The organism is Skermania sp. ID1734 (genome assembly GCF_007489285.1).
Classification (GTDB): domain Bacteria; phylum Actinomycetota; class Actinomycetes; order Mycobacteriales; family Mycobacteriaceae; genus ID1734.
The window spans coordinates 61,814-87,464 of record NZ_VLIY01000012.1; the positions used below are offsets into that span (position 1 = coordinate 61,814).

Genomic DNA, 25,651 nt, shown 5'->3' on the forward strand with positions numbered 1-25,651 from the left:
GGGTGAGATGAGTCTTCCGGAAATCTGGTTCTTCGTCATCACTTTCCTCTTCACCGGCTACTTCCTGCTGGAGGGCTTCGACTTCGGTGTCGGGATGCTGTTTCCAATCTTGGGGCGGACCGACGAACGACGACGGGTTCTGCTGAACACCATCGGTCCGGTCTGGGACGGCAACGAGGTCTGGCTGATCACCGCCGGCGGGGCGATGTTCTCAGCCTTTCCCGAGTGGTACGCGACGCTGTTCTCCGGCTTCTATCTACCGCTGTTGCTCATCGTGCTGGCTTTGATCCTGCGGGTCGTCGCTATCGAATGGCGCGGCAAGATCGACGACCCAACATGGCGGGCGCGATGCGACCTCGGAATCATGATCGGATCGTGGATTCCAGCGTTTCTGTGGGGCGTGGCATTCGCCAACATTGTCCGCGGAGTCGCTATCAACCATGAAAAGCAAGTAACCTCGGGGCTTTTCGATTTGCTCAATCCGTATGCGCTGCTCGGCGGGGCGGCGATGGTCGCGCTGTTCCTCCTACACGGGACCGTGTTCGTGGCGTTGAAAACCGGCGGATCGGTGCGCCAGGATGCGGTTCGGCTGGCCCGCACCATTGCGCTGCCGGTAAGTGGAATTGCCGGATTCTTCGTCCTGTGGACCCAACTCGCGCACGGCAAGGCATGGACGTGGTGGCTGGTCGTGGTGATCGCCGCCGCCTTGGCGGGAGTGGTCGCGCTCACCGGCCTGGCGCGGGAGGGTTGGGCGTTCGTGCTCACCTCGATCGCGGTGATCGCCGCGGTGGTTCTGCTGTTCGCCTCGCTGTATCCGAATGTGTTGCCGTCGACGACCAATGTGGCAAACAGCCTCACCATCGCGAACGCCTCGTCGACGACCTACACCTTGCGGGTGATGAGCTGGGCCGCCGCCTTGACGGCACCGGTGGTGCTCATCTACCAGGGCTGGACGTACTGGGTGTTCCGGCAGCGGCTTTCGGTGGATCACATTCCCGCCTCTATCGGTCTGCCCATCCGGCGATGAGCGCACCGATCGACCCGCGACTGTGGCGGTACTCCAAGAGCGCCCGCGGATACCTTGCTGCCTCGGTGGCCATTTCGATGGTCAACGTGGCGGCAACGGTCGTCGCGGGAATTCTCATCGGCACGGTGCTGGCCGGCCTCATCACCGATCCTCAGCGACGGTCGATATGGGCATGGCAGCCCGAATTGATCTTGCTGGCAGCTGCTTTCGTGATTCGCGTCGTAGCCGCATGGTTGCAGGCCCGGCTTGGCCAGCGTGCCGCCGCCCGCACGGTGGCCGAGTTGAATGTCGACCTGCTGTGTGCGGCGGGACGGCTGCCGACGCGCGAACTCGACACTCGGCGAGCCGAACTGGAGACCGTCGCCACGGTAGGCACCGCCGCACTGCGCCCGTACCTCGCGGGTTACGTGCCGGCGTTGTTCCTGGCCTTGCTGGCCCCGCCCGTGGTCGTCATCGCGATCGCGTGGCAAGACCTGATCTCCGCGGCCATCGTGGCGGCGACACTGCCGCTGATTCCAATCTTCATGGTGCTCATCGGCCTACTGACGCGGGGACGTTCGCAGCGCACGTTGGCGGCGATGACCCAGTTGTCGGCGATGACCCTCGATTTGCTCGCGGGGCTGCCGACGCTTGTCGCACTCGGCCGGGAGCGAGAGCCGCGGCGGCGGGTGCGCGACCTGGCCATGTCACACGCCCGGCGGGCAATGTCAGCGCTGCGCGTCGCGTTCCTCTCGTCCATGGTGTTGGAACTGCTCGCGACACTGTCGGTCGCTCTTGTGGCCGTCGGGATCGGATTGCGGCTGGTCTTCGGCGAAATGACGTTGCACGCCGGTCTGATTGCGTTGATTCTGGCCCCGGAAGCATATCTGCCGCTGCGCATCGTGGGGGAGAAGTTCCATGCAGCGCAAGACGGTACCGCGGCCGCCGAGAAGGCGTTCGAAACCCTCGACGCCGCGCCGGTGAACGATGCTCGGTCGAAAGGGTTGCGCCCCAACGGCGCCTCGATGAATATCGAAATCGAATCCCTCAGCGTCGCCGGTCGCGACGGTTGGGCGCCCTACCAGCTCAGCGCGTCAATACCGTCCGGTGCGCTCACGGTGCTGACCGGTCTGAACGGTGCAGGCAAGTCGACCGCGTTGCGTGTGTTGCTGGGCCTCGAGCGCTCGTACTCGGGGCGGGTTTCGGTGTGCGGGGTGGAGGTCGGCGCACTCGATCTCGACTGGTGGTGGCAGCAGGTGGCGTGGCTCCCGCAGCGGCCGATGCTGTTGCCGGACACGCTGCGCGCCAATGCCGAGCTGGCGGGTAGGTCCGTCGACCTAGAAGCCGCTTCTCGCGCAGCGGGTTTCCACACCGTGCTCGATGAGCTGCCACAGGGCTGGAACACCAGGGTGGGACACGATGGGGTTGGCCTCTCCGTTGGTCAACGCCAGCGGTTGGCATTGACTCGCACTCTGGCCACCTCGAAACCGGTTCTGCTCCTTGACGAGCCGACGGCACACCTCGATGAGACGACCGAAGCCGCGGTCTTGGCGTCTTTGCAACAGCGAGCTTTTTCCGGCGCGACGGTGATCGTGGTAGCCCACCGTCCGCAGGTTCTTGCCGCAGCGGACCAGGTTGTGACCGTGGGTAGTAGCTCATGACACGTGGCCCGTTGCTCGACGCCATTCGGTTGCTGCGGCCAACTCCGGCGCGCACACTGGCAGCGATCGGGGCCGGCGTGGCGGCATCCGGTAGTGCGTTGGCCTTGGCTGTGTTGTCCGCGTGGCTGATTGCGCGTGCGTGGCAGATGCCGCCGGTGCTCGACCTATCCGTCGCGGTCGTCGCCGTTCGGGCGCTGGGTATCTCGCGCGGCGTGTTCCGCTATTTGGAGCGGCTGGCAACGCATGCCGTAGCTCTGCGTGGGATGGCTCACGCGCGCGCAGAAATCTATCGGCGGCTGGCTGCGGGACAGCCTTCCGCGGTGACGGCGCTTCGACGTGGTGACCTGCTTGCCCGAACGGGCACCGAAATCGACACGATCGGTGCGGTGATCGTGCGCGGGCTGGTACCGATTGTGGTTGCTGTGACGATCGGGCTGTCGGCGGTGGTCGCGCTCAGCTTCGTATCTTTGTGGGCCGCGGTTGTTTTGGCGTTCTCACTCCTTGTCGCTGGTTTTGTTGCGCCCGTCCTTGGTGCCCGAGCTGGCACACTCGCTGAACAAGAAACCATCGAGTTCAACGGCGAATACACCGCTCATGCCTTGACCGTGCTGGGGAACACCGACGAACTGCGCGTGGCCGGAACGTTCGACACCGCGGTGGATCAGGCCCGCCGTGCTGCGCACGCGTCGGTTCATGCGGAAGCGAGAGCCGCGTCGAAGGCAGCCCATGCTGCTGCGGCTGGCCCACTGGCACTTGCTGTTTCCGTTATTGGCGCGCTGTTCATCGGGGTGTCCATGGCCCAGGCATCGGCACCAACGAGCCTTGCCGTCCTCGTGCTGCTCCCGCTGGCCGCGTTCGAGGCGACCGGGCCGCTGACGGAGGCGGCCGCGGCCATTGTCCGCGCGCGAGTGTCGGCGCGGCGAATCATGGCGCTGCTCGACGGCGCGGGGCATTCGCAGGTCGGGGGCACGTCCGAGGTGCCCGCCGATCTCACCCTGTCTGCGCAGTCGCTGCGGTTCGGATGGACGCATGAGAGGTGCGCAGGTCCAACGGATCTCGTCGTTGTGCCGGGCGCCCGCATTGCCATTGTCGGGCCCAGTGGCGCGGGTAAGACGTCGCTGTTGATGACGCTGGCCGGTTTGCTTGCGCCGCGGCACGGCGAGGTTCGACTGGGCGAGCGTCTCTTGAACGAACTGGACCCACACGAATTGCGTAGAGTCGTAACGTTCTTCTCCGAAGACGCGCATATTTTCAGCACCACCGTGCTGGAGAACCTGCGCGTCGGCAACGGCGGCGTCAGTGCCGACGAGGCGCGCCGCGCGCTGGCGGCGGTGGGGCTCGGCGACTGGCTAGGGTTGGATGACGGGCTCGACACCGTGCTGGTCGGCGGTGACCGGGCGGTGTCGGGCGGGCAACGCCGCCGTCTGCTGCTGGCTCGGGCCCTGCTCGCGCCGGCTCCGATCCTGCTGCTCGATGAACCCACCGAGCACCTCGATGCGGAGGAGGGCGCGGCCATCCTCACGGCGCTGCTCGATCGGAACTCTGGGCTGATCGCCCCCGACCGGTCCGTTGTCGTAGTGACCCATCAGCTTCCGGCCGTGCACAGCGCCGACTCGGTGCTCGAACTCGCCAGCGATCTGCCGGGAGAAAAATCGATTGCCCGCTCGCTCGACCGTGCGTACCGTCGTCATTACACGAGGAAGGAGGTGGTCTGGAGTTGATTTCATTCAGGACGCGTGAGGTGGCTGCCAGCTAGCCGCTACCGCTGAGAAAAGGATTCACTTCCGCGCGAGCGCTAGCGAATCCCAGGCAGCTACCCGGCCCCCGAGCCCTCGGCTATGTCCGGTCGAGACCGTCCGCGCTCCGCGCGGCGGTATGGCTCGGGGGCCGTTCCTTGTTCAGCCGACGGTAGGGTCTGAGCGATGGCGCGATACGACGCGGCGGTAGTCGGCTCCGGCCCGAACGGGCTTGCAGCGGCGGTGCTTCTGGCCCGAGCAGGGTTGAGCGTCATCGTGCTCGAAGCACAACCCACGCCCGGCGGTGGCTGCCGCACGGTCGAGCTCGACCTGGGCGTTCGGTTGCCGCACGATCTGTGCTCGGCTGCCCACCCGATGGCGAGTGCTTCGCCATTCTTCGCCGCTTTCGACCTTCCCGCCCACGGCGTGCAACTTGCACAGCCAGACGTTGCGTATGCCCATCCCCTGGATGACCGGCCGGCGGGAATCGCCTACCGCAGTCTCAGCCGAACCGTCGACGAGCTCCCAGCCGCGGACGCTTCGGTGTGGCGGCGGCTTGTTGAGCCCCTGACCGAGGACGCCGAAACGGTGCTGGCGCTGGGGCTGTCGGACAAGCGCGCTGTGCCAAAGGAACTCGCGTCCGTCGCAGGGATTCGGACGGCCCTCCGGTTCGGCGCCGGAACGGCCGCGCTCGGCACCCCAATGCGCCTAACCGGCGCGGCCGGATCCATGTTGACCGGCGTCGGCGCGCACGCCAACACCAAGGCGCCGACGCTGGCGGTGGGCGCGACGGCAATGCTGCTCGGAACGCTGGCACACACTCACGGCTGGCCCATGCCGGTGGGCGGCAGCCAGGCCATCGTCGACGCCTTGATCGCCGATCTGCGGGCGCACGGCGGCATCGTCGAGTGCAACCGGCGCATCGACCGAGCAGGTCAACTGCCGAAGGCGGACGCCTACCTGTTCGACACCTCGCCGTGGCTGCTGGCCGACGTATTCGGCGACCGCCTAGGTGCGCGCTATCGCCGCGCGCTGGGCCGATTCAGGCCGGGCAGCGGGGTCGCGAAGATCGACTTTGCGCTGCGCGAGCCGGTGCCGTGGTCGGATCCGCGCGTTGCCGATGCCGGAACCGTGCACGTGGGCGGCAGCCGGGCCGAGATCATGGCGGCCGAAACCACCGTCGCCACCGGCCAGCACAGTGAACGCCCCTTCGTCCTCGTCGGTCAGCCCGCCGTGGCGGACCCAAGCCGGCGCGGGCCGAGAGGCGAAGTGCCGCTGTGGACGTACACGCATGTGCCGAACGGCTCGAGCCGGGACATGACCAAGATCGTGACGGCGCAAATCGAGCGGTTCGCGCCGGGCTTCCGGGACGTGATCATCGGCTCGCGCGCGATAGCCGCGAACCAGATGTCGCAGCACAACGCCAATTACGTCGGGGGAGACATCGGGGTCGGCCGAATCAACCTCTACCGCATGCTCGCTCGACCCACGGCGCGGTGGGATCCGTACCGGACACCGATCGACAACGTGTACCTGTGCTCAGCGTCCACTCCGCCGGGGCCGGGCGTGCACGGCATGTGTGGCATGTATGCGGCCCAGCGCGTGCTCGCTTCGCTCGACCGTGCGTGAAATTCCACCGCGGGCGGTGGAATTTCACGCACAGGTGAGGCACGTGCCCGGACCGGACCACCCACCGCGGCGGAGGACGGCGGCAACTTCTGCCGCAACCGCACACGGCGCGCCGCGCACTTCCTCCCACCCGAATACGAGCTTGCGCTTACCCGCCATCTCGGCCGCGTTTTCGCGCCGACGGTCACGAAAGACGTCGCGCGCCAGGGAGTGCCCTCTTCTGCCGTCGAGTCTGACGATGAGTCGAAGGTCGCCGACGATGTATTCGACGTCCTCGTAACAGACGCGACCATCCACGATCACCGGAGATTGCCGAAGGGCGCTTGGCAGTCCGTGAGCCTTTTCGACGTCGACCGCGTAGTGGTACTCCAGTACAGATTGCACGCCGTCGCGCAACAATTCGATGGCACGCGTGATGCTCCTGGCGTAGCGCCGTGGCGGCCGCGCCCGTGCTCGCTCCATCAGGATGTCCGGGCGCAAGCCGTAGTTCGTTGCAACTGCTGCAAGCGTTGTCGCGGCCTCCTGGGCGGTCGGCTGCGCGACGGCCAGATCGATTGCAGTGTCTGCCGGGCTAGTTCGAGGCGGCGATGCCGCTACAACAATGTGCGGGAGGGCGCGCGAGCGGTGCACCCGAACACCTGGATGCAGAATCGACCCAATGTTCGGGTTGAGTCGTGCGGCGGACAGGACCCGTGTAGCTGGTTGGTCTACCGCCGAGAGTCCGACTCGCACGGTCACGTGAATCGGGCCCTCCGGATCCGGTCGCTGCATCCCCCACAGCTCGGCGGCTGTGTCATGGCTGAGCACTGCACCTGCGCCGCCGTATAAGAGAGCCGCCTGAAGAACCATTTCCCTGCTCAACGGTCCGGTGGTCACCGCGTAAACGCCGTAGAGAACCCGTTGCCATGCGCCTGAGCTGTACATGTGCTCGACGCGGCGCCGGGTGAATCCACACGGCTCGAGTTGGTCAAACGTGACCAAGCCATGCTGTTGGTTGACGATGACTTGAAGCTGATCGATGTCTGTCATAGCTGACACCGATACCGGGCGCCACCGTCACAACTCGGTCAAGTGGGACCAGTTATCCACATGTGGATAAACCGGCCGTGCGTGAAATTTCACCGCCCGCGGTGAAATTTCACGCACGGGTCGGGACACGGCACGGCCGGGTGGGGACACGGTCGGGACACGGGTCGGGAGCTAGCCCACGTACCGCTGCAACCGCGCGGACAACCGGGGCTCCAGCGCCCCATCGGCATCGACGCGCTCCTCGACGTACGCGAGATCGCCGCCCTCGACGATTCCGTACAACCGCTTCGCGCCGCCGACCACCGCGCCCGACTGGCTGCGGATCACCACGTCGGTGGCCAGTTCCCACGACGATTGGGTGAGTGCGCGGCCGTAGAACAACTCGACGACCCCGCTGCTGTGGGTGAGGAGCAACTCGAGGACCTCGCCGTCGGCAACGGTCGGATCACCGTTGACTCGCCAGAAGCCGCTCTCGCGCAGGTCTGGCCCGCTGTAGCTGCCGTCCTCGCCGATCACCCAGGAGCGGGCTTCCCAATTCAGATACGGACCGCCGTCGTGCGAGACGACAATTTGCTGGCCGAAGCGGTAGTCGCCGTTCTGCGGGTGGTTGCCCTCGCCCTCGCCGCGCCATACGCCCACCATGGGCAGCAGCGCCAGCAGGGCGGAGTCGAGGTCTGGGCCTTCGCGCAGATTCGCGGTGTCGTCCGGCATGGGCAGGTCCGGCAACGACGGGATGTTGCGGGAGCGCGTCGTCTCCGCGCGTTCTGCCGCTGCGGAGACGGCCTCGTTCCCAGAGCCCTTCACACGGCCTGGCTCGTCGGCGTCGCTCACGACTCGTCGGTGATCAGTCGGTAGATGACGTACAGGCCGAACCACGCGATCAGCACTGAGGCGAGCGCGAGAAGTACCTCGAAGAAAGTGACCACGGCGCCAGTTTAGTACCCGGGGCGCCAACCAAAACGGGCGGCTACCGCAGCGCGAAGCTGCTGGTAGCCGCCCGTCGGCAGCGCGCGAAACTTATGCGGCGACAGTGACGTCCACGTTGTGCACGCCGTTGGACTCCGGCCGCACGGTGGCGGTGCCGTTGCCGCTGGACGAGAGCGCCCGCACGGTCCACTCGCCGGGCGCCGCGAAGAACCGGAAGTCGCCGGTCCCGGAGGCGACGACCTCCGCGGTGAATTCGCCGGTGCCGTCGAGCAGGCGCACGAACGCGCCGCCGACCGGTTGGCCGTCACCGGCCAGCACGCGCCCGGTGATGACGGTTTCCTTCTCTACGTCCACGCCGGCGGGCAGAGCCTGGCCTTGGGTGGGGGCTGCGCACATATTTACTCTCCCAACTCGATAGGTGCACCGACGAGCGAGCCGTATTCGGTCCAGCTGCCGTCGTAGTTCTTGACGTTCTCGTGGCCGAGCAATTCCTTGAGCACGAACCAGGTGTGCGAAGACCGCTCGCCGATGCGGCAGTAGGCGATGGTGTCCTTGCTGCCATCCAGGCCGGCTTCCTTGTAGATCTCGGTCAGCTCGGCGTCGGACTTGAAGGTGCCGTCCTCGTTCGCGGCCTTGCTCCACGGCACATTGATCGCGCTCGGGATGTGACCCGGACGCTGGCTCTGCTCCTGCGGGAGGTGGGCGGGAGCGAGAATCTTGCCGGTGAACTCGTCGGGCGAACGGACGTCGACCAGGTTCTTGTTGCCGATGGCGTCGATGGCCTCGTCGCGGAACGCGCGGATCGACAGGTCCGGCTCGGCGGCCTTGTACTGGGTGGCCTCACGGGTCACGACATCGCGGGACAACGGGCGACCGTCGAGCTCCCACTTCTTGCGACCACCGTCGAGCAGCTTCACGTCGTCGTGGCCGTAGAGCTTGAAGTACCAGTACGCGTAGGCGGCGAACCAGTTGTTGTTGCCGCCGTAGAGGATGACGGTGTCGTCGTTGGCAACGCCGCGCGCCGACAGCAGGTCGGAGAACTGCTCCCGGTTGACGAAGTCGCGGCGAATCGGGTCCTGCAGATCCTTGCGCCAGTCGAGCTTGATGGCGCCTTCGATGTGACCGCCGTCGTAGGCGCTGGTGTCCTCATCGACCTCGATGAAGACAGTCTTGGGGGCGTGCAGGTTCTGCTCGGCCCAGTCTGCGGAGACTAGGACGTCGGAGCGAGCCATTGGTGTCCTTTCGTGTTACTGACTTGCGATTACCAGGCAGCGCTCAGGCTGCACGTTCGGTGGTGCTCACGTTGTTGCGGCGCAGCCGGGCTACCAGCGGATATATCTGGCAACCCAGGCAGACACCGAACGCGGCGTTGAGGAACGCCGCGAACAACGCGAAGCCGGTGAAGATGGCTCCGATCACGGGCGGGCCCGCGACAAAGCCGAGAAAGGCGATAGCGGCAAAGACGAAGCCCAGGAGCTGAGCGAACCGCAAGGGTGCGACCGGCTCCTTCTCGGTGGGCTTGCCCAGTCGCGGCGCGACGAACTTGCCATACAGCCGGCCGTAGGGGCTGCGGCGGGGGCCGACGGCGGCGCCGACGGCGAAGACGATGGCCTGCAGGCCGACGAGCACCGCCGCTGCGGCCGTGGAAAAAGCCGCCGCGACAAACACCGCGACGAGCACGGTGGTGGTGACCCACGCGGCAAAGCGCGGACCACGCACGTCGACCTGATCCGCGGCAACCCCGACCGGCGCACTGGACTCGGTGGATGTGGTGAATTGATCGGTTGACACTGGAAATACTCCTGGCGCTGAACAATAGAAATACTGCGGGCGCGCGAAAACACGCGACGGTGGATCACCGAAACGCTCGTACCGTGCGATCAGCTAATTGCTGGCAGCGAGGAAGGCGTCGACCTGGCGATCAGCGACAGATACGACAGCAACAACCGCCGAGGCGGCACAGATCTACTGCGCGGCGACGAGTGAGCATGAGCTCGCGGCGGGTTTGCACGTCACGCAGTCTACCTGCTTTCTGGATGATTTAAACGCCGGGAGCCCGATAGGCGCAGGTAACTAGCCGCTGAGCGGCTGGAGCGCGTTGCGCAGATCGGCCGCGGACGGCACCCCGGAGATCCGGAACAGCTGGCTGTCGGCGCCGTCGAAGATGAACGTCGTCGGCAACGACAGGACGCCCAGTTCCCTTGCCAGCGAGGGATTTTCGTCGATGTCGAGTTCCACCTCCCGGGGCGGCCGAGGGTGCTGGGCGAGCTCGCCGATCACCTGCCCGACCACCCGGCGAACCGCCGCGCACGGACCGCACCAGTCCGCCGAAAAATGCAGCACGGTCGGTTCGCGCTCGCCAACACCGGCGGCTGCCAGCAGCGCGACCCGCTCGTCGGCGGGCGCATCCGCGGCCACCTGCCGGACCTGGCCGGCGCGGGCACGTAACCACAGCCCGGCTCCGCACGCCACGAGGAGGACGACGACAAGGATGATGATTTGGATCATTGCGTTAAGGCCGCTGCAGTTCGTCGAGGTTGATCCTCACATTGTCCCCCGAACCCTCGATCACGATCTGGGAGCCCTCCGCGGACACCTTCGTCGGCACCAGGCCGAACGGCAACTGCTTGGGATCGATCATCCGGTCGAACATGCCCAGCACCGTTGCCCGGTCCGGTCCGGTGGTCACGGCTACAGGTTGGGCTTGCGAACCGGTGTAGAAATCGGACGCAAAGACCCGGATCTGGCTGCCGTCGAGCAGCAGATCGGCCTGCACGCTCACCTTCGTGGGAACCCCGGCTACCGGCACGGTTCCCGTCAGGACGACGCCACCCGTGGTGGTCATACCGGACCCGCCCGACCCGCCCGTGCCGTCGGACTTGTCGGCCGGCGCGGCGGAAATCTGCAGGTCGGGAATGCCGAACATCTGGCCCAGTTCGGTGGCGTCGATCTCCATCCGGCCGGACACATGGTCGACGGGGACCGAATGAATCCGCCCATCCACCAGGTCGCCAGCCGGTATCGACACGCCGTTGAGCGTCGCCTCGACGGTGATTTCGCCCTTGATGTCGCTGCGCACCGCCCGCGCGCGGATCTCGACGTTGCGGTACTTGCCCTCGGCGGCCTGACTCAGGAACGGAAAACCGTGGATGGTCACCTCGGGATCGGCGCTGAGGTCTCCGCCCTCGCGAAGGATCCGCGAGACCCGGTATTCGGAGTAGGCCGCCGCGGCGAAGTCCACGACGACCACGAGTCCCACCAGGCAAACGAGCCCGATGATGAGTTTGCGCATTCGACCATTGTGACGGAAACGCAATTGCGCATTCGCGGGGCAGCAGCCACGTAGCGCGCTGACCTGCGACAGGCGCGCTACTCTTGCACCCGATACTGCCGTCGTTAGCGGACACGTCGCTGCGCTCACGTGGAGGGAGGTTCGATGGAACTTCTCCTGCTTACCTCCGATCCGAACCCGGATTCGGTGTTGCCGTCGTTGTCGCTGCTGGCGCATACGGTCCGCCCGGCGCCGACCGAAGTCTCCTCGTTGCTGGAGGCCGGCAGCGCCGACGTGGCGCTCGTCGACGCCCGGACCGACCTCGCGGCCGCCCGCGGCCTGTGCCGGTTGCTCGGCACCACCGGCTCCGCCGTGCCGGTCGTCGCCGTGTTGACCGAAGGCGGACTGGTGGCGGTCAACCCCGATTGGGGTCTCGACGACATCCTCTTGCCGGGAACCGGGCCGGCCGAGCTGGATGCGCGGTTGCGGTTGTTGGTGGGCCGCAGTGGCGGCGCGATCAACCCGGAGACCGCCGGAAAGATCACGCTCGGGGAACTCGTCATCGACGAGGGCACATATACGGCCCGGCTGCGGGGGCGTCCGCTCGACCTCACCTACAAGGAGTTCGAGCTGCTCAAGTACCTCGCCCAACACGCTGGTCGGGTTTTCACTCGTGCCCAGTTGTTGCAAGAGGTGTGGGGTTACGACTTCTTCGGCGGCACGCGCACGGTCGACGTGCACGTCCGGCGGTTGCGCGCCAAATTGGGTTCGGAATACGAATCGCTCATCGGCACCGTCCGCAATGTCGGTTACAAGGCGGTGCGGCCCAGCCGCTCGGCGAGCCGGCCCGATGGCCCTGCCGCCAGCAGCAACGTCGACAACGCCGACGACAGCGACGATGCTGCCGACTACGCGCCGGTCAACGGCTCCTGATCGATGACCTGGCACGCGGAGGTCGGTCCGGCGCAGGCGCGCCACATCATCGACCTCGTCGACGCGGCGACGGTCGCCGACGGCACGGCGCCGATTTCTGAGCAGGCCGTCGCGTCGCTGGCGGCCGGATCGGCAGCCCGGCACCTGATCTGGGACTTTGACGGTCAGCTCGCCGGCTACGCGAATCTCGTTCCCGGTCGCGACGAACACCCGCCGATGGCTGAGGTCGTGGTGGCGCCAGCCCAGCGCAATCACGGCATCGGCACCAAACTGGTGGATGCCGCACTCGCGGCCGGCGGTCCGGGGGCCCGGGTGTGGGCGCACGGCAATCTGCCTGCGGCCCAAGCTGTTGCGCGACGGCTCGAGCTGGAACCCGTGCGTCAGCTGCTCCAATCGCGGCGCGCGATGGCTACCGCTCTGCCGGAAGTAGAAGTGCCGGCAGGGGTTTCGGTGCGCACGTACGCGGGCCCCGACGACGACGCCGAGATCCTGCGGGTGAACAACGCCGCGTTCGCCTGGCACCCCGAGCAGGGTGGCTGGACCGAGCAGGAGGTCGCGTCGCGAAGGGCCTCGGACTGGTTCGACCCGGCCGGACTCTTCCTGGCGACGGACGAACACGGGAAGTTGCTCGGTTTTCACTGGACCAAAATTCACCGCACTGCCGAGCCCGCCGTCGGCGAGGTGTACGTGGTTGCGGTCGATCCCGGTGCGCAGGGCCGTGGGCTGGGCAGATTACTCACGCTGGTCGGATTGCAGTACCTGCACGAGCACGGTTTGCCAGCGGTAATGCTGTACGTCGAAGCAGACAACGTCGCTGCCGTGCGGACATATCGAGCGCTCGGATTTGAGACCTTCCACACAGACGTTGCCTACGCGCGCCGGACAAACCCGGCATAACCGCGCGCTGTTCATTCTCCGTTCACCCACGCGGGACCGTCTGTCCACCACGCCCGCTTAGGTTTCGTCATGGGCAGCGCCGTGCTGTCACTGGAGAAACCTTGGAGGACATAGGTGAACCTCAAGCGCAGTAGCGCCGTACTCGGCGTGGTCGCTATCGGTGCCGTCGCCCTCAGCGCCTGCGGAACGGACAACAACACCAACAGCGCCGGCGCGAGCAGTGCAGTGGCCAATTCGACGGCGTCGTGCGAGGGCAAGGCCAGGCTTTCCGGCGCGGGCTCGTCCGCGCAGAAGAACGCGATGGACGCCTTCACCGCGGCCTACATCGCGGCCTGCTCCAACAAGGGCAAGACGGTCAACGTCGCCTACAACCCGAGCGGTTCCGGCGACGGGCGCACCCAGTTCATCGCCAAGCAGATCGACTTCGCCGGGTCCGACTCGGCGATCAAGGACGAGCAGGCCGCGCAGGCCAAGGCTCGCTGCGGGGGCAACGACGCCTGGAACATCCCGCTGGTGTTCGGGCCGGTGGCGCTCGCCTACCACCTCGACGGCGTCGACAATCTGGTTCTCAACGGCGAGGTCGCCGCGAAGATCTTCAACGGCGCCATCAAGAAGTGGAACGACCCGGCGATCGCCGCGCTGAACCACGGCGTCGCCCTGCCGGATCAGAACATCACCGTGTTCTTCCGGTCGGACTCGTCGGGCACCACCGACAACTTCCAGCAGTTCCTCGCGGCCGCATCACACGGCGCCTGGACCCAAGGTGCTGGCTCGGACTTCCGCGGTGGGACGGGACAGGGCGCGAAGGGCTCGGCCGGTGTGGCGCAGGGCGTTGCCACCACCCCGGGTTCGATCACCTACGTCGAAAAGTCGTTCGCAGACCAGAACAAGCTGACCGCCGCCCGCCTCGACAGCGGGTCGGGGCCGGTCGCGCTGAGCACGGCGAGCGCCAGCAAGGCGATCGACGCAGCGCAGTTCAAGAATCCCAACGGCAACGACCTGGCTCTGGACCTCAAATCCACCTACACCAGCAAGGAGCCGGGCGTGTACCCGCTCATTCTGGCGACCTACGAGGTGGTGTGCTCCAAGGGGTACGACCCGGACACCGCCACCGCGGTCAAGTCCTTTCTGACCAGCGCCGTCAACGAGGGCCAGAGCGGGCTCGCCGACCTAGGCTATGTCCCGCTGCCGCAGCACTTCAAGGAAAAGGTCGCTGCGTCGATCAACGCGATGGGCTGATCAGGTGCGAAGCATGGCCATCGCCACCGGGCCTTATATTCGATGACTAGGAAAAGTGAGCGCACATGAGTGAGGCGCCGACCCAGTCCAAGCGGCTGGTCTACGGTCCCGCATACCGCGAGGCTGCCAGCCATGCGGAGTTGATCGGCGATTCCCAGTTGCGCGGACCAGGACAACCGGAGGCCCCTATCACATCTGGGAAGAATTCTCCGGCCGGCAAACGCAGCCGGCCTGGTGACCGCATCTTCACCACGTTCGCTTCCGGCTCGGCCATCTTCATCACGGTGCTCATCGCCGCGATCGGCTTTTTCCTGGTGTGGCGAGCGGTCCCGGCCCTGCGCCGGGACCAGGTCAACTTCCTGACCAGCCGAACCTGGAACACCACCAACATCGATGCGATGGCATTCGGGGTGTTGGACCTGTTCCAGTGCACGGTGCTGGTGTCGTTCTTCGCGCTGCTGCTCGCCATGCCCGTCGCGCTGGGGATCGCCATCTTCCTGACGCAATACGCGCCCCGAACGGTGAGCAGACCGTTGGCATATGTCGTTGACCTGTTGGCGGCGGTCCCGTCCATCGTGTTCGGGTTGTGGGGCCTGCTCGTGCTGGCACCGGCGATCCGGCCGCTGGCGGTGTGGCTCAACACCCACCTCGGCTGGATCTTCCTGTTTTCCTCGGGCAGCGGTTCGGTGCCCGGCGGCGGAACGATTTTCACCGCCGGCATCGTGCTGGCAGTAATGATTCTGCCGATCATCACTGCCGTCACCCGCGAGGTCTTCGCCCAGACACCGGCCGCGCAGATCGAGGCTGCACTGGCCCTGGGCGCGACCCGCTGGGAGGTCGTGAAAACCACGATCATTCCGTTTGGCAAGTCCGGGTACATCAGCGGTTCGATGCTGGGTCTCGGGCGTGCGCTGGGGGAGACGATGGCCCTGTACCTGATTCTGCGGACGACGTCGCAGGCCTTCAGTTGGTCACTGTTCGACGGCGGCGCGACGATCGCGTCGAAGATCGCGCTCGGCTATGCGGAGTTCAACAACAACATTCAGGCGGGCGCCTACATCGCGGCCGGTCTGGTGTTGTTCATCCTGACCTTCGCGGTCAACGCGCTGGCCCGGACCGCGGTCGCCGGAAAGCGGCCCTGAGGAAGGTGGCACTGTGATGGCTCATCTGACCACCTTGGATCGCCCGCTCAAGCGGGCGACCTTCCAGGGCGTCGGCCTGCGGCGGCGGGTTGCTGATCTGACCGCGACCGTGCTGGTCACCCTCTGCGTGCTGGTGGCCCTCGTGCCGCTCGTGTGGGTCTTGTGGACGGTGCTCGCCAAGGGCTTTCCGGCGATTGTGACCGCTACCTGGTTCAGCCATTCCTTCAGCGGCCTGTCGGCCGCGTCGCCCGGTGGCGGTGTCTATCACGCGCTGGTCGGCACCTTGCTACAAGGCCTGGTGTGTGCGCTGATTTCCATCCCGCTGGGCATCTTCGTGGCCATCTACCTAGTCGAATACTCCGGCGGCGGGAAGCTCGGCAAGCTCACCACGTTCATGGTGGACATCCTCAGCGGCGTGCCGTCGATCGTGGCCGCGCTGTTCATTTACGCCCTGTGGGTGGCGACCTTCGGGCTGCCGAAGTCCGCGTTCGCGGTGTCTCTGGCGCTCGTGTTGTTGATGGTTCCGGTGATCGTGCGCAGCACCGAGGAGATGCTGCGCATCGTGCCGCAGGACCTGCGCGAAGCGTCCTATGCGCTCGGCGTGCCGAAGTGGAAGACAGTGGCCCGCATCGTAATTCCGACGGCCCTGCCGGGCACCATCACCGGCGTCATGCTGGCCTTGGCGCGTGTGCTCGGCGAGACGGCGCCGCTGCTGATCCTGGTCGGCTATGCGCCGTTCATCAACTACGACATGTTCCAGGGCGAGATGGGCACGCTGCCGGGCGTGATGGTCGCCGAAATGAACAATCCGACTCAGGCCGGCGCGAACCGGATCTGGGGAGCGGCGCTGACCCTGATTCTGGTGATCGCGGTGCTGAACGTCGTCGCCAAGATCGTCGGTCACTTCTCCTCGGTGCGGGCGAAATGACCATAAACTTATCCGACACCGTTAGGAAGCTCTGATGGCCAAGCGTCTGGACCTCAAGGACGTCAATATCTACTACGGCAAATTCCATGCCGTGGCCGACGTCGGGTTGTCCGTGCCGCCGCGCAGCGTCACGGCGTTCATCGGGCCGTCGGGCTGTGGCAAGTCGACCGTGCTGCGCACATTGAACCGGATGCACGAGGTGACACCCGGCGCCCGGGTGGAGGGCGCGATCCTGCTCGACGGCGAGGACATCTACGCCCCGACCGTCGACCCGGTCGGTGTCCGCCGCACCATCGGGATGGTGTTTCAGCGACCGAACCCGTTCCCCACCATGTCGATTCGCGACAACGTGGTGGCCGGGCTCAAGCTGCAGGGCGTGCGTAACCGCAAGGAACTCGACGAGGTCGCCGAGCAGTCGCTGCGCGGCGCGAACCTGTGGAACGAGGTCAAGGACCGGTTGGACAAGCCCGGCGGCGGCCTCTCCGGTGGTCAGCAGCAACGGCTGTGCATCGCGCGCGCCATCGCGGTCGAGCCGGACGTGCTCCTCATGGATGAGCCGTGCTCGGCGCTGGACCCGATCTCCACGCTGGCGATCGAGGACCTGATCACCGAACTCAAGAAGGAGTTCACCATCGTGATCGTCACGCACAACATGCAGCAGGCGGCGCGGGTGAGCGACCAGACGGCGTTCTTCAACCTCGAGGCCACCGGTAAGCCGGGCCGGCTGGTCGAGATCGACGACACGGAGAAGATCTTCTCGAACCCGTCCAAGAAGGCGACCGAGGACTACATCTCCGGCCGATTCGGCTAACGAGCCGGAAGTTCGTGGGTTTCCTCGGCGCTCGGCATCCGGCCGGTCGCCAGGAAGATGACCCGCCGGCCTACCTCGACGGCATGGTCGGCAAAACGCTCGTAGAAGCGGCCCAGCAATGTCACGTCCACGGCCGCGGCGACGCCGTGCTTCCACTCGCGGTCCATGAGCACGGTGAACAGGTGGCGGTGCAGGTCGTCCATTGCCTCGTCCTCGTCCCGCAACCGCGCGGCGCGTTCCGGATCACGAGTATCGAGCACTTCCTTGGCGGCGGCCCCGAGTGACACGGCGATCCGGCCCATCTCGGCGAAGTAACCGTTTACTTCCTCAGGCAAGACGTGATTGGGGTGGCGCCGACGGGCGATCTTCGCGACGTGCAGCGCCAGCGCGCCCATTCGGTCCACATCGGCCACGATTTGGATTCCCGAGACGACTTGTCGAAGGTCGCCGGCCACCGGCGCCTGCAGGGCCAGCAACGCGAAGGCCTTCTCCTCGGCAACCACGGCAAGTTCGGCGATGCGGTCGTACTCGGTGATGACTTCTTCGGCCAACGACAGGTCTGCCTGCAGCAATGACTGGGTGGCGCGTTCCATGGCGTTGCCGGCCAGTCCCGCCATCTCGCCGAGCAGGCCAGCCAACTCCGCCATTCGTCCCTTGTAAGCCGCGCGCATAGAAACCGACACTACTTCCCGTAATCAGCCAAGTCACGATGGCGAGGTGAACGGGGGGTGAATCGCCGGGGAGTCCTAAAAGTCGTGTTCGGACCCTACTCGCAGGAATCGTCGGCGGCGTTGGTGACGCTCAGGTCCGACGGCAATGCGGGCGCGGACGGCGCAGCAGACGTTGCTGTACTGGCCGCCGGTGTCGGCACCGTCGCGGTGGTGAGCGCCGAACCGGACGCGGGCGGCTTCTTGACCGTGCCGGTGAAATCGGCGCCGATCACAACCTCCACGATGCTGCCGAGTCCGCTGACTTCCTTGAGCTTCGCGCCGGGTACCGAGGCGGCCACGGTTGCGGCCTCGGGCGCATGGCCGGCGGAGTAGCGGATGACGGTGTCGTTGCTGCTCGACGGATAGTTTCCGACGCTGTAGATCTGGTAGCCGTACGAACCCAACGCATTCGCGGTCGACGCTGCGGCGCCGGTGACGCCGGAGCCGTTGGACACCTGCACCGTCACGCTGGCAGGGTCGACCGCCTTCTGCGCCGACGTTGCTGGCGTGGGCGGTTTTGCGGTGGTCGGTTTCGGTTCGGCCTTGCGTTCCTCGCCGGGCAGCGGGTCGTCATTGATGATGGCCGCGAAGATCGCGTCGATGTCGTCAGGACGGGGAATCTCGTTGCCCCACTCGTTGGTGCCGGCCGTCGGGACGGTGAGGAAGGTGACGGCGCCGGCGTCGACGTTCTGCAGCGAGCGTCCAAGCATCATGAGGTCGCGCGTGGTGACCTTCTCGACGAACGTGTCGCGAGTGAACGCATTGATGAAGCCGTTGAGCTTGCCCGGGTCGAACAGCACCTTGCTGGACAGGGCCGAGCGCAGCAGCGACGACAGGAAGCGCTGCTGGCGCTTGATGCGGCCGTAGTCACCGTTGCCTTCCGATGCCACATGGCGGGCCCGAACGTAGTTGAGCGCCGTCTTGCCGGTGATTCGCTGCCGGCCGGCCTTCGGCAGCACCGTGCCGAGCACGTCGTCGACCAGGGGCGTCGGGTAGCAGACCTCGACGCCGCCGACTTCGTTGACCATGCCCTCGAAGCCGGAGAAATCCATGCCGATGAAGTGGCCGACCCGCAGACCGGAGATCTTCTGGATGACCTTGACCAGGCACTTCGGACCACCGAGCGCATAGGTGGCGTTCAGTTTGTCGCCGTCGGCCGGGGCAAACGTCTCGTCGGTGTATTCGCCGGTGTCGCTGTTCCAGCCTTGGCAGCTCGGCCGATGGACGTCGAGGTCGCGGGGGAAGGAAACGGCGACGACGCGTTGGCGGTTGGCGGGAATGGTGACCAGCATGACGGTGTCGGAGCGGGCACCTTCTGCATCGGCCTCGGTGCCGGCGCCGACGTCGGAGTTTTTGCCCGCACGCGTGTCGGTGCCGACGATGAGGAACGTTTCGTCACCGGTTTGACCGACCGGGTCGACCACATCGGTGGAGTTCTCGTCCAGCGCCGCCACCTGCGCGAAAGCGTTGTCCGCGGAGCGTAGGTAGGCCCAGACGGTGCCGGTGAGGAGCAGCGCGAGCACCGCGAACAGTCCGATGGCGGAGCGGGCGGCGGTGTGCAGGCGACGTCGACGGCGCTGCCTATTGGCTTGCAATCGAGTCAGCGGCGGTGCGGCGATCACCTGGGGTGCCGCCGCGTGCTGTTCCCCCTGTGCGTGATTTTTCACCGCGGGCGGTGAAAAATCACGCACAGGAGGGGTCGTCGTGGCGGCGGTCGGCTCGGTGCCGCCTTGCAGCTTGCTGACGAGCTGGGATACCGAGATCGTGTCCGCGTCGGCTAGCGAGCGTTTGGCCGAGCGACCGCGCCGGTTCGGGGCGGTGTCCGACGAGTTCGAATCGGGGGCGGTGGAGGGGAAGAGGTGGCGTTCCCAGGGGGGTCGAGACTCGGGCGCCGAATGGTTCGGCTTGTGGTCGTCAACCACCAGCGGCCCTGCCTCTCCCCGAAGAAAATCCCGTATCGCGCATCTGTCCGCTATCAGCGGATCCGGCCAATGATAACGATTAAGCCACGGTGACGCGCTCTGCCGAATCCGCGCGGCCTAGCCGCCGGAATGCATCACATCCGCGCCGACGGGTACGCGGCAGTCCTGCGGATCATCCAGCCAGCCGTCGGGGAGCGCCACTTTTCCGGGTGAGCCTTGCCGACCGCGCGGGCCCTCAGCGTCCTTCGGGAACGGCACATTCGGGTCGAGTTCGGCGAGCAACTCATCGAGTTCGTCGAGCGTGGAAACGAGCGCGAGAGATACCCGAAGCTGTGACCCGGCGGGGAAGCCGCGCAGGTACCACGAGATGTGTTTCCGCAGCTCGCGCAGGCCTTTGTCGGGGCCGTGATGGTCGGCCAGCAGCTCGGCGTGCCGGCGCATAATGGCCGCGACCTCGCCCAGTGTTGGCGGGGTCGGAATCGGGCGGTCATTGAGGGCGGCGCTGAGCTCGCCGAACAGCCAGGGCCGGCCGAGACAACCGCGGCCCACCACCACGCCGTCGCAACCGGTTTCGGCCATCATCCGGACCGCGTCGTAGGCATCGAAGATGTCACCATTGCCCAGGACGGGGACATTGGTCACATGTTCCTTGAGCCGGGCGATTTCCTTCCAGTCGGCTTCGCCGGAGTATCGCTGGGCGGCGGTGCGAGCGTGCAGCGCGACGGCCGCAGCACCTTCTTCGGCGGCGATCCGGCCGGCGTCGAGATGGGTGTGGTGCGCGTCGTCGATGCCGATGCGAAATTTCACGGTCACCGGGACCGCCGTCCCTTCGGTGGCCTTGACGGCGGCGGCCACGATGCGACGGAACAGTTCGCGCTTGTACGGCAACGCGGCGCCACCGCCCTTGCGGGTGACCTTGGGTACCGGGCAGCCGAAGTTCATGTCGATGTGGTCGGCCATGTTCTCGTCGACGATCATTCGCGCCGCGTCATAGGTGGTCGCGGGGTCGACGGTGTAGAGCTGCAGTGATCGCGGCGTCTCGGTGGGACCGAACGTCGTCATGTGCAGCGTCGCCGGCTGGCGTTCGACGAGGGCACGGGCCGTGACCATCTCACAGACATAGAGGCCGGAGACGCTGCCGACGCGTTCGAGCTCGAGTTCGCGGCACAGGGTGCGAAAGGCAACGTTGGTAATGCCCGCCATCGGAGCCAGCACTACCGGGCTCGCCAGCCGCAGCGAGCCGATGGAGAGCGAGGTCATTCCCTAGCTTGCCTGCTGCTCCCGCTTCTTGGCTTCGCGGGCGAGCATCCGGTCGCGCTGCTCCTCGAAGCGGACGACGTCCTTTTCGAGCTTCTCGAGGAACTTGCCCAGCCGCTCGCGGGTGGCTTCACCCCGGGCGGTGAAGTCGTCACGCTCGAAGACGTTCCACTTGCGCAGCACGGGCATCACGACCTCTTCGAGGTGCTGGCGCAGGTCGTAGATGCCGTGCTTGGCCATCAGCACGCCGTTGCGGCGGAAGTTCGGCATGCCGGCGCCGGGCATCTGGAAGTTTTCGATCACCAGGTCGATAGCCTCCAGGGCCTGGTCGGGAGCCAGGTCCAAGGCGGCACCACACATGTTGCGGTAGAAGATCATGTGCAGGTTTTCGTCTGCGGCGATGCGCTGCAGCATCCGGTCAGCAATCGGGTCGTTGCACGCCTTGCCGGTGTTGCGGTGGCTGACCCGGGTGGCCAGTTCCTGGAACGTCACATAAGCCACGGAGTGAATGAAGCCGAACTCGGTACCGGCGATGTTCGAGGAGAAGCCGTTGGTCATGTGCTCCATGCGAGCCTGCTCCAGCGCAACCGGGTCGACGCCGCGGGTGACCACCAGGTAGTCACGCATCACGATGCCGTGCCGGTTTTCTTCCGCAGTCCAGCGGCCGACCCAGGTGCCCCACGCGCCTTCCTGGGAAAAGTGCTCGGCAATCTCACGGTGGTAGGAGGGCAGATTGTCCTCGGTGAGCAGGTTGGTGATCATCGCTGCCCGGGCGACCTCGCTGAGCTGCGACTGCTCGAGGTCCCAGTCGACACCGCCCATCGCGGCGAAGTTACGTCCTTCATCCCACGGGACGTAGTCGTGCGGGTGCCACTCCTTGGCCATAGAGATGTGCCTGTTGACGTTCTCCTCCGCAACCGGCTGCAGTTCGGTCAGCAGCTCGAGCTGTGTGAGATCCCTCGTCATTGGTCATGCACCTCGATTGTTACGGTTTACTTACTTCTGGTGGCTTCAGCAGGCTAGCCTACGGCAACGTAGGTCCGATTTGAAATGTGAACGCGGCGGTTCAGACCAGATTCACACCAAAGGCACAGCCCCTGACCTCCTCCGGTAGGCTTTCCGTCCGAGCCCCTCTAGCTCAGTTGGTAGAGCTGCTGACTTTTAATCAGTAGGTCGTAGGTTCGAGCCCTACGGGGGGCACTCTTCCCCTTTTCAGCCGCATCGATCGCGCTGCCGCCGCAATAGTCCGTAGGCATTGTGGGTAGCCGAGGCGGGCAGTTCCGTAGCAGGATCGGATCGCGGGCAATCGTGCCCGGCGAACAATGCGTGCGATCGATGGGACCGAATCGATGAATCCGCTCAAGCAAGTCGCAGGCGTCGTCAGCAAGCCGGTTGAAGCGGTGAGCAAGGCGCTGCAAACGCCCACGTCACGAACCACACCGGGCGGAATTGCCCGAATTCTTCGGCCCAGGCCGTCACTGGCCGAAATTCTCGATGGCCGGATCGTCATGGTCACGGGAGGCTCGTCCGGCATCGGACGCGCGACCGCAATCGAACTCGGCCGCGCCGGCGGCACCGTCCTCCTTGTCGCTCGCGGCGAGGAGAAACTTCGCGAGACCGCCGACGAGGTGGAAGCCGTGGGCGGGCGTGCCTATATTTTTCCGACCGATCTCACCGACATGGAGGCGATCGACAAACTCGTCGCGACGGTGATCGACAAATTCGGCAGGGTCGACATTCTGATCAACAATGCCGGGCGGTCGATCCGTCGGTCGCTAAAGCTTTCCTATGACCGGTTCCATGATTTCGAGCGCACCATGCAGCTGAATTACTTTGCGCCGCTGCGTTTGATGCTCGGTTTACTGCCGGGAATGCGCGAGCGAGGATTCGGTCAGGTAATCAATATTTCCTCGATCGGGGTGCAGACGAAGGTGCCGCGATTCGGTGCATATATCGCGTCGAAGGCCGCGCTGGACACGGTGTCCGATGCCTTCCAGGCCGAGACGCAGGATGAAGGGGTGCGGTTCACAACGGTGCACATGCCGCTCGTGCGCACGCCGATGATCGCCCCGACATCGCTCTACGACAACTTCCCGACACTGACACCCGAGGAAGCGGGTCACGTCATTTGTGACGCGATCATCGAACGACCGCGCCGCTACAGTCCGGCCTTCGGTCGAGTGGCCTCGTTCGCTGATTCGATCTCGCCGGAGATCATGGACTTCGTCCGAAACAAGGGGTTCAAGATGTTCCCGGACTCCGCGGCGGCTGGACGCAAGGGGGAAGCCGCCGAGAAGAGTGCGGTCGAGCAAGCGGTGTCGAGCGCGCAGCGATTGTTCGTCGATATCACCCCGGGCACGCACTGGTGAACCCGCGACACGGCGGTGGTCAGTAGCGTTCGTAAGCCGTAAAGTTACGGTCGTAATATGAGCTTGGGTGCGCACCCCCTGCAGCGCACCCAAGCAAGAAAACTATACCACCCGGTGTGTTTTAGGCATGCCGCCTTTGTCGGTCGGCAATCCAGACGCCGCCTGACGACGAATGTCACGAGACAACTCGATTCCCGGCGCTGTTGGGCAGAGCTGCCCAAGCGACAGTTGTCGGATCCTGGAAGGCACCTCTGCATGGCTCGGCAGCAAGAACGGGCGCGTCGCACTCGTGCTGCAATCGTGAAATCCGCAGCAGCCGAATTCGCCAAGAGCGGTTATGCCGCCGCGTCGCTCGCCCGGATCCTCGAGGGGTCCAACGCCACCAAAGGCGCGATGTACTTCCATTTCGACTCCAAGGAAGACCTTGCCCGTGCCGTCATGGACGAGTCGATCAGACGCTATGCCGAATTCGGGGACCGTTGGATTTCCCGGACGGATCTCGAGCCGCTGCAGATCCTGCATGGCCTGGTCGATGAAATGGCCCTGCGCTTTCAGCATGACGACCTCACTCGTGCGCAATTCCGGCTGATCATCGAGCCGGAACTGCAAGCGTCCGGGGTGGCTAGTGGGAGTCAACTGTGGGGCAAAAGTGCATACCAGTTGGCCATGCGGGCGCAGGAGCTAGGTCACCTCCGGGCGGAGGTTCAACTCGAGACCTTCGTCCGCACCCTCGGCGCGCTTATTGCCGGACATCGTTATATCGCAGACCTTTTCGGTGATCGAAGTCAGTTGCGGCCGTTGTACAACGAGGGCTTCGAGGTGCTTCTCGAGGCGTCGGCCACGTCCGAGTGGCTGGAACGATTTCGCCGCGAAGGTTGGCCCGTGGACGCGTCGCTCGAAGACCTCGAATCCGAGTGATGACCTCGCGATTTGGGCATTCCAACCGTGGTGTCCTAAGCTATCCCAGCCTCCAACGGAACGCCGTTGGGGTACTGGTCAGAGCAATCTGACGGGCCCCCTTCGTCTAGCGGCCTAGGACGCCGCCCTTTCAAGGCGGTAGCGCGGGTTCGAATCCCGTAGGGGGTACGGTTGTAACGACCGGCGAAGTTTATGCAAGGCCCTGTGGCGCAGTTGGTTAGCGCGCCGCCCTGTCACGGCGGAGGTCGCGGGTTCGAGTCCCGTCAGGGTCGCTCTTCGGTTTCGGTTAAGCCGGTACCGTTCGGCCAGGTAGCTCAGTTGGTACGAGCGTCCGCCTGAAAAGCGGAAGGTCGCCGGTTCGATCCCGGCCCTGGCCACAAGGGGTTTTCAGGGTTTTCATACCCGCTCGACTGGCTGAAATGCAACCATTTTGAAGCCAAACTGATTCAACCTCCATCTGGCGGTATCTCACTCCAGTCCATCCAGTGCGTCTGCAATGGTGTCGAGCTCGTCGTCGTACAGGTCAGAGTATGTGTGTGCGGTGACAGTAATGGACGCATGACCCATCGCCTTCTGCAAGACCCGGAGGTCGGCGCCCGCCTTCCTCGACAACGACGCGTACGTGTGGCGTAGATCGTGGACGCGCAGCGTCGGCCGGCCGATCGCCACAATCGATTCCTTCCAGTGGACGTCTCGTTTCCAGTTGCCCACACTCAGCAGCGATCCACCTGGTGACGTCACGGCAGGCTCCCCGTGCGGACGTCCGCGAATTCGGGGTTCGAGCAGTGGAAGCAGCGACTGCGGAATCGGTACCGTTCGGCGGCCGGCTCGGCTCTTCGGATTGCCATCGACAAACTTGCCGCCAACCTGCGTGATCGAGCGCCGCACACGAATCCGGCGGGCATCGAGATCGACATCCTCGACTTGCAGGCCGGCCAGTTCGCCGAATCGAAGACCCGTGTAGGCAAGTATGCGCACGATATCGCCCTGCGAGGGTCCGCACTTCTCGGCGAGCGCGGCCACCTCAGCGGCGGTCAGATATACGTGCGTCGCGTGACGCATAGGGGGGAACTTCGTGCTCTTCGCGGGATTTTTGCCCACGAGCTGGCCTCGGTCGACTGCATGCTGGAGTGTCATTCTCAGCACTGAGTGGGTCCAGCGGACGGTGCGCGGCCCGAGGCCGTCGGCGCTCATGGTGTTCACCCAGTCCTGGATCGTGTCGGAGTTGATCCGAGCGACCGGCCATGGAACGGCACCGACTCTCCG

At 65.4% G+C, this 25,651-nt stretch carries 25 protein-coding genes and 4 tRNA genes; 16 read left to right on the forward strand and 13 right to left on the reverse strand.

Going from position 1 to position 25,651, the window contains the following annotated elements; all coding sequences use genetic code 11:
* The first annotated feature begins 7 nt into the window (after nucleotides 1-7).
* The 4 genes from cydB (at nucleotide 8) to FOS14_RS15935 (ending at nucleotide 6,032) form a co-directional block, all read left to right on the forward strand.
* Nucleotides 8-1,027 carry a cytochrome d ubiquinol oxidase subunit II gene (cydB, locus tag FOS14_RS15920; RefSeq protein WP_143771792.1) on the forward strand — a complete coding sequence of 340 codons (1,020 nt, stop codon included), beginning with the start codon at nucleotides 8-10 and terminating at the stop codon, nucleotides 1,025-1,027.
* Complete coding sequence (gene cydD, locus FOS14_RS15925; protein WP_143771793.1) at nucleotides 1,024-2,667, forward strand: thiol reductant ABC exporter subunit CydD; 1,644 nt, start codon at nucleotides 1,024-1,026, stop codon at nucleotides 2,665-2,667. Before cydB ends, cydD begins: the two co-directional genes overlap by 4 nt.
* Nucleotides 2,664-4,388 (forward strand): thiol reductant ABC exporter subunit CydC, encoded by a 1,725-nt coding sequence (cydC, locus tag FOS14_RS15930; protein WP_143771794.1) that lies wholly within the window; start codon nucleotides 2,664-2,666, stop codon nucleotides 4,386-4,388. Before cydD ends, cydC begins: the two co-directional genes overlap by 4 nt.
* Before the next feature lie 201 nt (nucleotides 4,389-4,589).
* On the forward strand, nucleotides 4,590-6,032 hold the full coding sequence (locus tag FOS14_RS15935) for an NAD(P)/FAD-dependent oxidoreductase (protein ID WP_143771795.1): 1,443 nt from the start codon (nucleotides 4,590-4,592) through the stop codon (nucleotides 6,030-6,032).
* 24 nt (nucleotides 6,033-6,056) lie between these two features.
* Here FOS14_RS15935 and FOS14_RS15940 read toward each other — a convergent pair whose 3' ends face one another.
* The 8 genes from FOS14_RS15940 to FOS14_RS15970 all read right to left on the reverse strand — a co-directional run bounded on the left by FOS14_RS15940 (nucleotide 6,057) and on the right by FOS14_RS15970 (nucleotide 11,280).
* Complete coding sequence (locus tag FOS14_RS15940) at nucleotides 6,057-7,061, reverse strand: hypothetical protein (RefSeq protein WP_143771796.1); 1,005 nt, start codon at nucleotides 7,059-7,061, stop codon at nucleotides 6,057-6,059.
* Between the two features lie 171 nt (nucleotides 7,062-7,232).
* The gene (locus FOS14_RS15945; RefSeq protein WP_255450379.1) at nucleotides 7,233-7,892 is read right to left on the reverse strand and encodes an FABP family protein; all 660 of its coding nucleotides are present in this window, start codon (nucleotides 7,890-7,892) and stop codon (nucleotides 7,233-7,235) included.
* 186 nt (nucleotides 7,893-8,078) lie between these two features.
* Nucleotides 8,079-8,384 carry a DUF1416 domain-containing protein gene (locus FOS14_RS15950; protein WP_143771798.1) on the reverse strand — a complete coding sequence of 102 codons (306 nt, stop codon included), beginning with the start codon at nucleotides 8,382-8,384 and terminating at the stop codon, nucleotides 8,079-8,081.
* 2 nt (nucleotides 8,385-8,386) lie between these two features.
* A complete protein-coding gene (locus tag FOS14_RS15955) occupies nucleotides 8,387-9,220 on the reverse strand; it encodes a sulfurtransferase (protein ID WP_143771799.1) in 834 nt (277 codons plus the stop codon).
* Nucleotides 9,221-9,263: 43 nt separating this feature from the next.
* A complete protein-coding gene (locus FOS14_RS15960) occupies nucleotides 9,264-9,779 on the reverse strand; it encodes a DUF4395 domain-containing protein (RefSeq protein WP_143771800.1) in 516 nt (171 codons plus the stop codon).
* A gap of 130 nt (nucleotides 9,780-9,909) precedes the next feature.
* Nucleotides 9,910-9,999 (reverse strand): putative leader peptide, encoded by a 90-nt coding sequence (locus FOS14_RS25520; RefSeq protein WP_370512242.1) that lies wholly within the window; start codon nucleotides 9,997-9,999, stop codon nucleotides 9,910-9,912.
* A 62-nt stretch (nucleotides 10,000-10,061) separates the two neighbouring features.
* Nucleotides 10,062-10,496 carry a thioredoxin family protein gene (locus FOS14_RS15965; protein WP_143771801.1) on the reverse strand — a complete coding sequence of 145 codons (435 nt, stop codon included), beginning with the start codon at nucleotides 10,494-10,496 and terminating at the stop codon, nucleotides 10,062-10,064.
* Nucleotides 10,497-10,500: 4 nt separating this feature from the next.
* Nucleotides 10,501-11,280, reverse strand: coding sequence for an LmeA family phospholipid-binding protein (locus tag FOS14_RS15970; protein WP_143771802.1), 780 nt, complete (start codon nucleotides 11,278-11,280; stop codon nucleotides 10,501-10,503).
* Nucleotides 11,281-11,424: 144 nt separating this feature from the next.
* Here FOS14_RS15970 and FOS14_RS15975 point away from each other — a divergent pair, with 144 nt between their 5' ends.
* The 6 genes from FOS14_RS15975 to pstB all read left to right on the forward strand — a co-directional run bounded on the left by FOS14_RS15975 (nucleotide 11,425) and on the right by pstB (nucleotide 17,209).
* The gene (locus FOS14_RS15975; protein WP_143771803.1) at nucleotides 11,425-12,192 is read left to right on the forward strand and encodes a response regulator transcription factor; all 768 of its coding nucleotides are present in this window, start codon (nucleotides 11,425-11,427) and stop codon (nucleotides 12,190-12,192) included.
* Nucleotides 12,193-12,195: 3 nt separating this feature from the next.
* Entirely contained in the window at nucleotides 12,196-13,089 is an 894-nt protein-coding gene (gene mshD, locus FOS14_RS15980; protein ID WP_143771804.1) for a mycothiol synthase, read from the forward strand.
* A gap of 114 nt (nucleotides 13,090-13,203) precedes the next feature.
* Complete coding sequence (pstS, locus tag FOS14_RS15985; protein WP_143771805.1) at nucleotides 13,204-14,328, forward strand: phosphate ABC transporter substrate-binding protein PstS; 1,125 nt, start codon at nucleotides 13,204-13,206, stop codon at nucleotides 14,326-14,328.
* A 65-nt stretch (nucleotides 14,329-14,393) separates the two neighbouring features.
* The gene (gene pstC / locus FOS14_RS15990; RefSeq protein ID WP_143771806.1) at nucleotides 14,394-15,470 is read left to right on the forward strand and encodes a phosphate ABC transporter permease subunit PstC; all 1,077 of its coding nucleotides are present in this window, start codon (nucleotides 14,394-14,396) and stop codon (nucleotides 15,468-15,470) included.
* A gap of 16 nt (nucleotides 15,471-15,486) precedes the next feature.
* Nucleotides 15,487-16,398 (forward strand): phosphate ABC transporter permease PstA, encoded by a 912-nt coding sequence (gene pstA, locus FOS14_RS15995; RefSeq protein ID WP_143771807.1) that lies wholly within the window; start codon nucleotides 15,487-15,489, stop codon nucleotides 16,396-16,398.
* A gap of 34 nt (nucleotides 16,399-16,432) precedes the next feature.
* Nucleotides 16,433-17,209: a phosphate ABC transporter ATP-binding protein PstB gene (pstB, locus tag FOS14_RS16000; protein ID WP_143771808.1), complete on the forward strand. Its 777-nt coding sequence runs from the start codon at nucleotides 16,433-16,435 to the stop codon at nucleotides 17,207-17,209.
* Here pstB and phoU read toward each other — a convergent pair.
* From phoU to FOS14_RS16020, 4 genes are all read right to left on the reverse strand, one after another.
* On the reverse strand, nucleotides 17,206-17,880 hold the full coding sequence (gene phoU / locus FOS14_RS16005; RefSeq protein ID WP_143771809.1) for a phosphate signaling complex protein PhoU: 675 nt from the start codon (nucleotides 17,878-17,880) through the stop codon (nucleotides 17,206-17,208). The two genes, pstB and phoU, sit on opposite strands and share 4 nt — an antisense overlap.
* A 95-nt stretch (nucleotides 17,881-17,975) precedes the next feature.
* Nucleotides 17,976-19,841 (reverse strand): LCP family protein, encoded by a 1,866-nt coding sequence (locus FOS14_RS16010; protein ID WP_143771810.1) that lies wholly within the window; start codon nucleotides 19,839-19,841, stop codon nucleotides 17,976-17,978.
* A 117-nt stretch (nucleotides 19,842-19,958) separates the two neighbouring features.
* Nucleotides 19,959-21,101, reverse strand: a complete 1,143-nt coding sequence (gene dusB, locus FOS14_RS16015; RefSeq protein ID WP_143771811.1) for a tRNA dihydrouridine synthase DusB — start codon at nucleotides 21,099-21,101, stop codon at nucleotides 19,959-19,961.
* 3 nt (nucleotides 21,102-21,104) lie between these two features.
* Entirely contained in the window at nucleotides 21,105-22,064 is a 960-nt protein-coding gene (locus FOS14_RS16020) for an acyl-ACP desaturase (protein WP_143771812.1), read from the reverse strand.
* 161 nt (nucleotides 22,065-22,225) lie between these two features.
* Here FOS14_RS16020 and FOS14_RS16025 point away from each other — a divergent pair.
* The 6 genes from FOS14_RS16025 (at nucleotide 22,226) to FOS14_RS16050 (ending at nucleotide 24,762) form a co-directional block, all read left to right on the forward strand.
* Nucleotides 22,226-22,298, forward strand: a tRNA-Lys gene (locus FOS14_RS16025).
* A 149-nt stretch (nucleotides 22,299-22,447) separates the two neighbouring features.
* Complete coding sequence (locus FOS14_RS16030) at nucleotides 22,448-23,467, forward strand: SDR family NAD(P)-dependent oxidoreductase (protein ID WP_143771813.1); 1,020 nt, start codon at nucleotides 22,448-22,450, stop codon at nucleotides 23,465-23,467.
* Nucleotides 23,468-23,722: 255 nt separating this feature from the next.
* Entirely contained in the window at nucleotides 23,723-24,385 is a 663-nt protein-coding gene (locus FOS14_RS16035) for a TetR/AcrR family transcriptional regulator (protein ID WP_143771814.1), read from the forward strand.
* A 95-nt stretch (nucleotides 24,386-24,480) separates the two neighbouring features.
* Nucleotides 24,481-24,553: transfer RNA gene (locus FOS14_RS16040), tRNA-Glu, on the forward strand.
* A 30-nt stretch (nucleotides 24,554-24,583) separates the two neighbouring features.
* Nucleotides 24,584-24,657 (forward strand) — tRNA-Asp (locus tag FOS14_RS16045).
* 31 nt (nucleotides 24,658-24,688) lie between these two features.
* Nucleotides 24,689-24,762, forward strand: a tRNA-Phe gene (locus FOS14_RS16050).
* Between the two features lie 91 nt (nucleotides 24,763-24,853).
* Here the strand turns inward: FOS14_RS16050 and FOS14_RS16055 are convergent.
* Nucleotides 24,854-25,447: a site-specific integrase gene (locus tag FOS14_RS16055; RefSeq protein WP_255450380.1), complete on the reverse strand. Its 594-nt coding sequence runs from the start codon at nucleotides 25,445-25,447 to the stop codon at nucleotides 24,854-24,856.
* Nucleotides 25,448-25,651 lie beyond the last annotated feature (204 nt).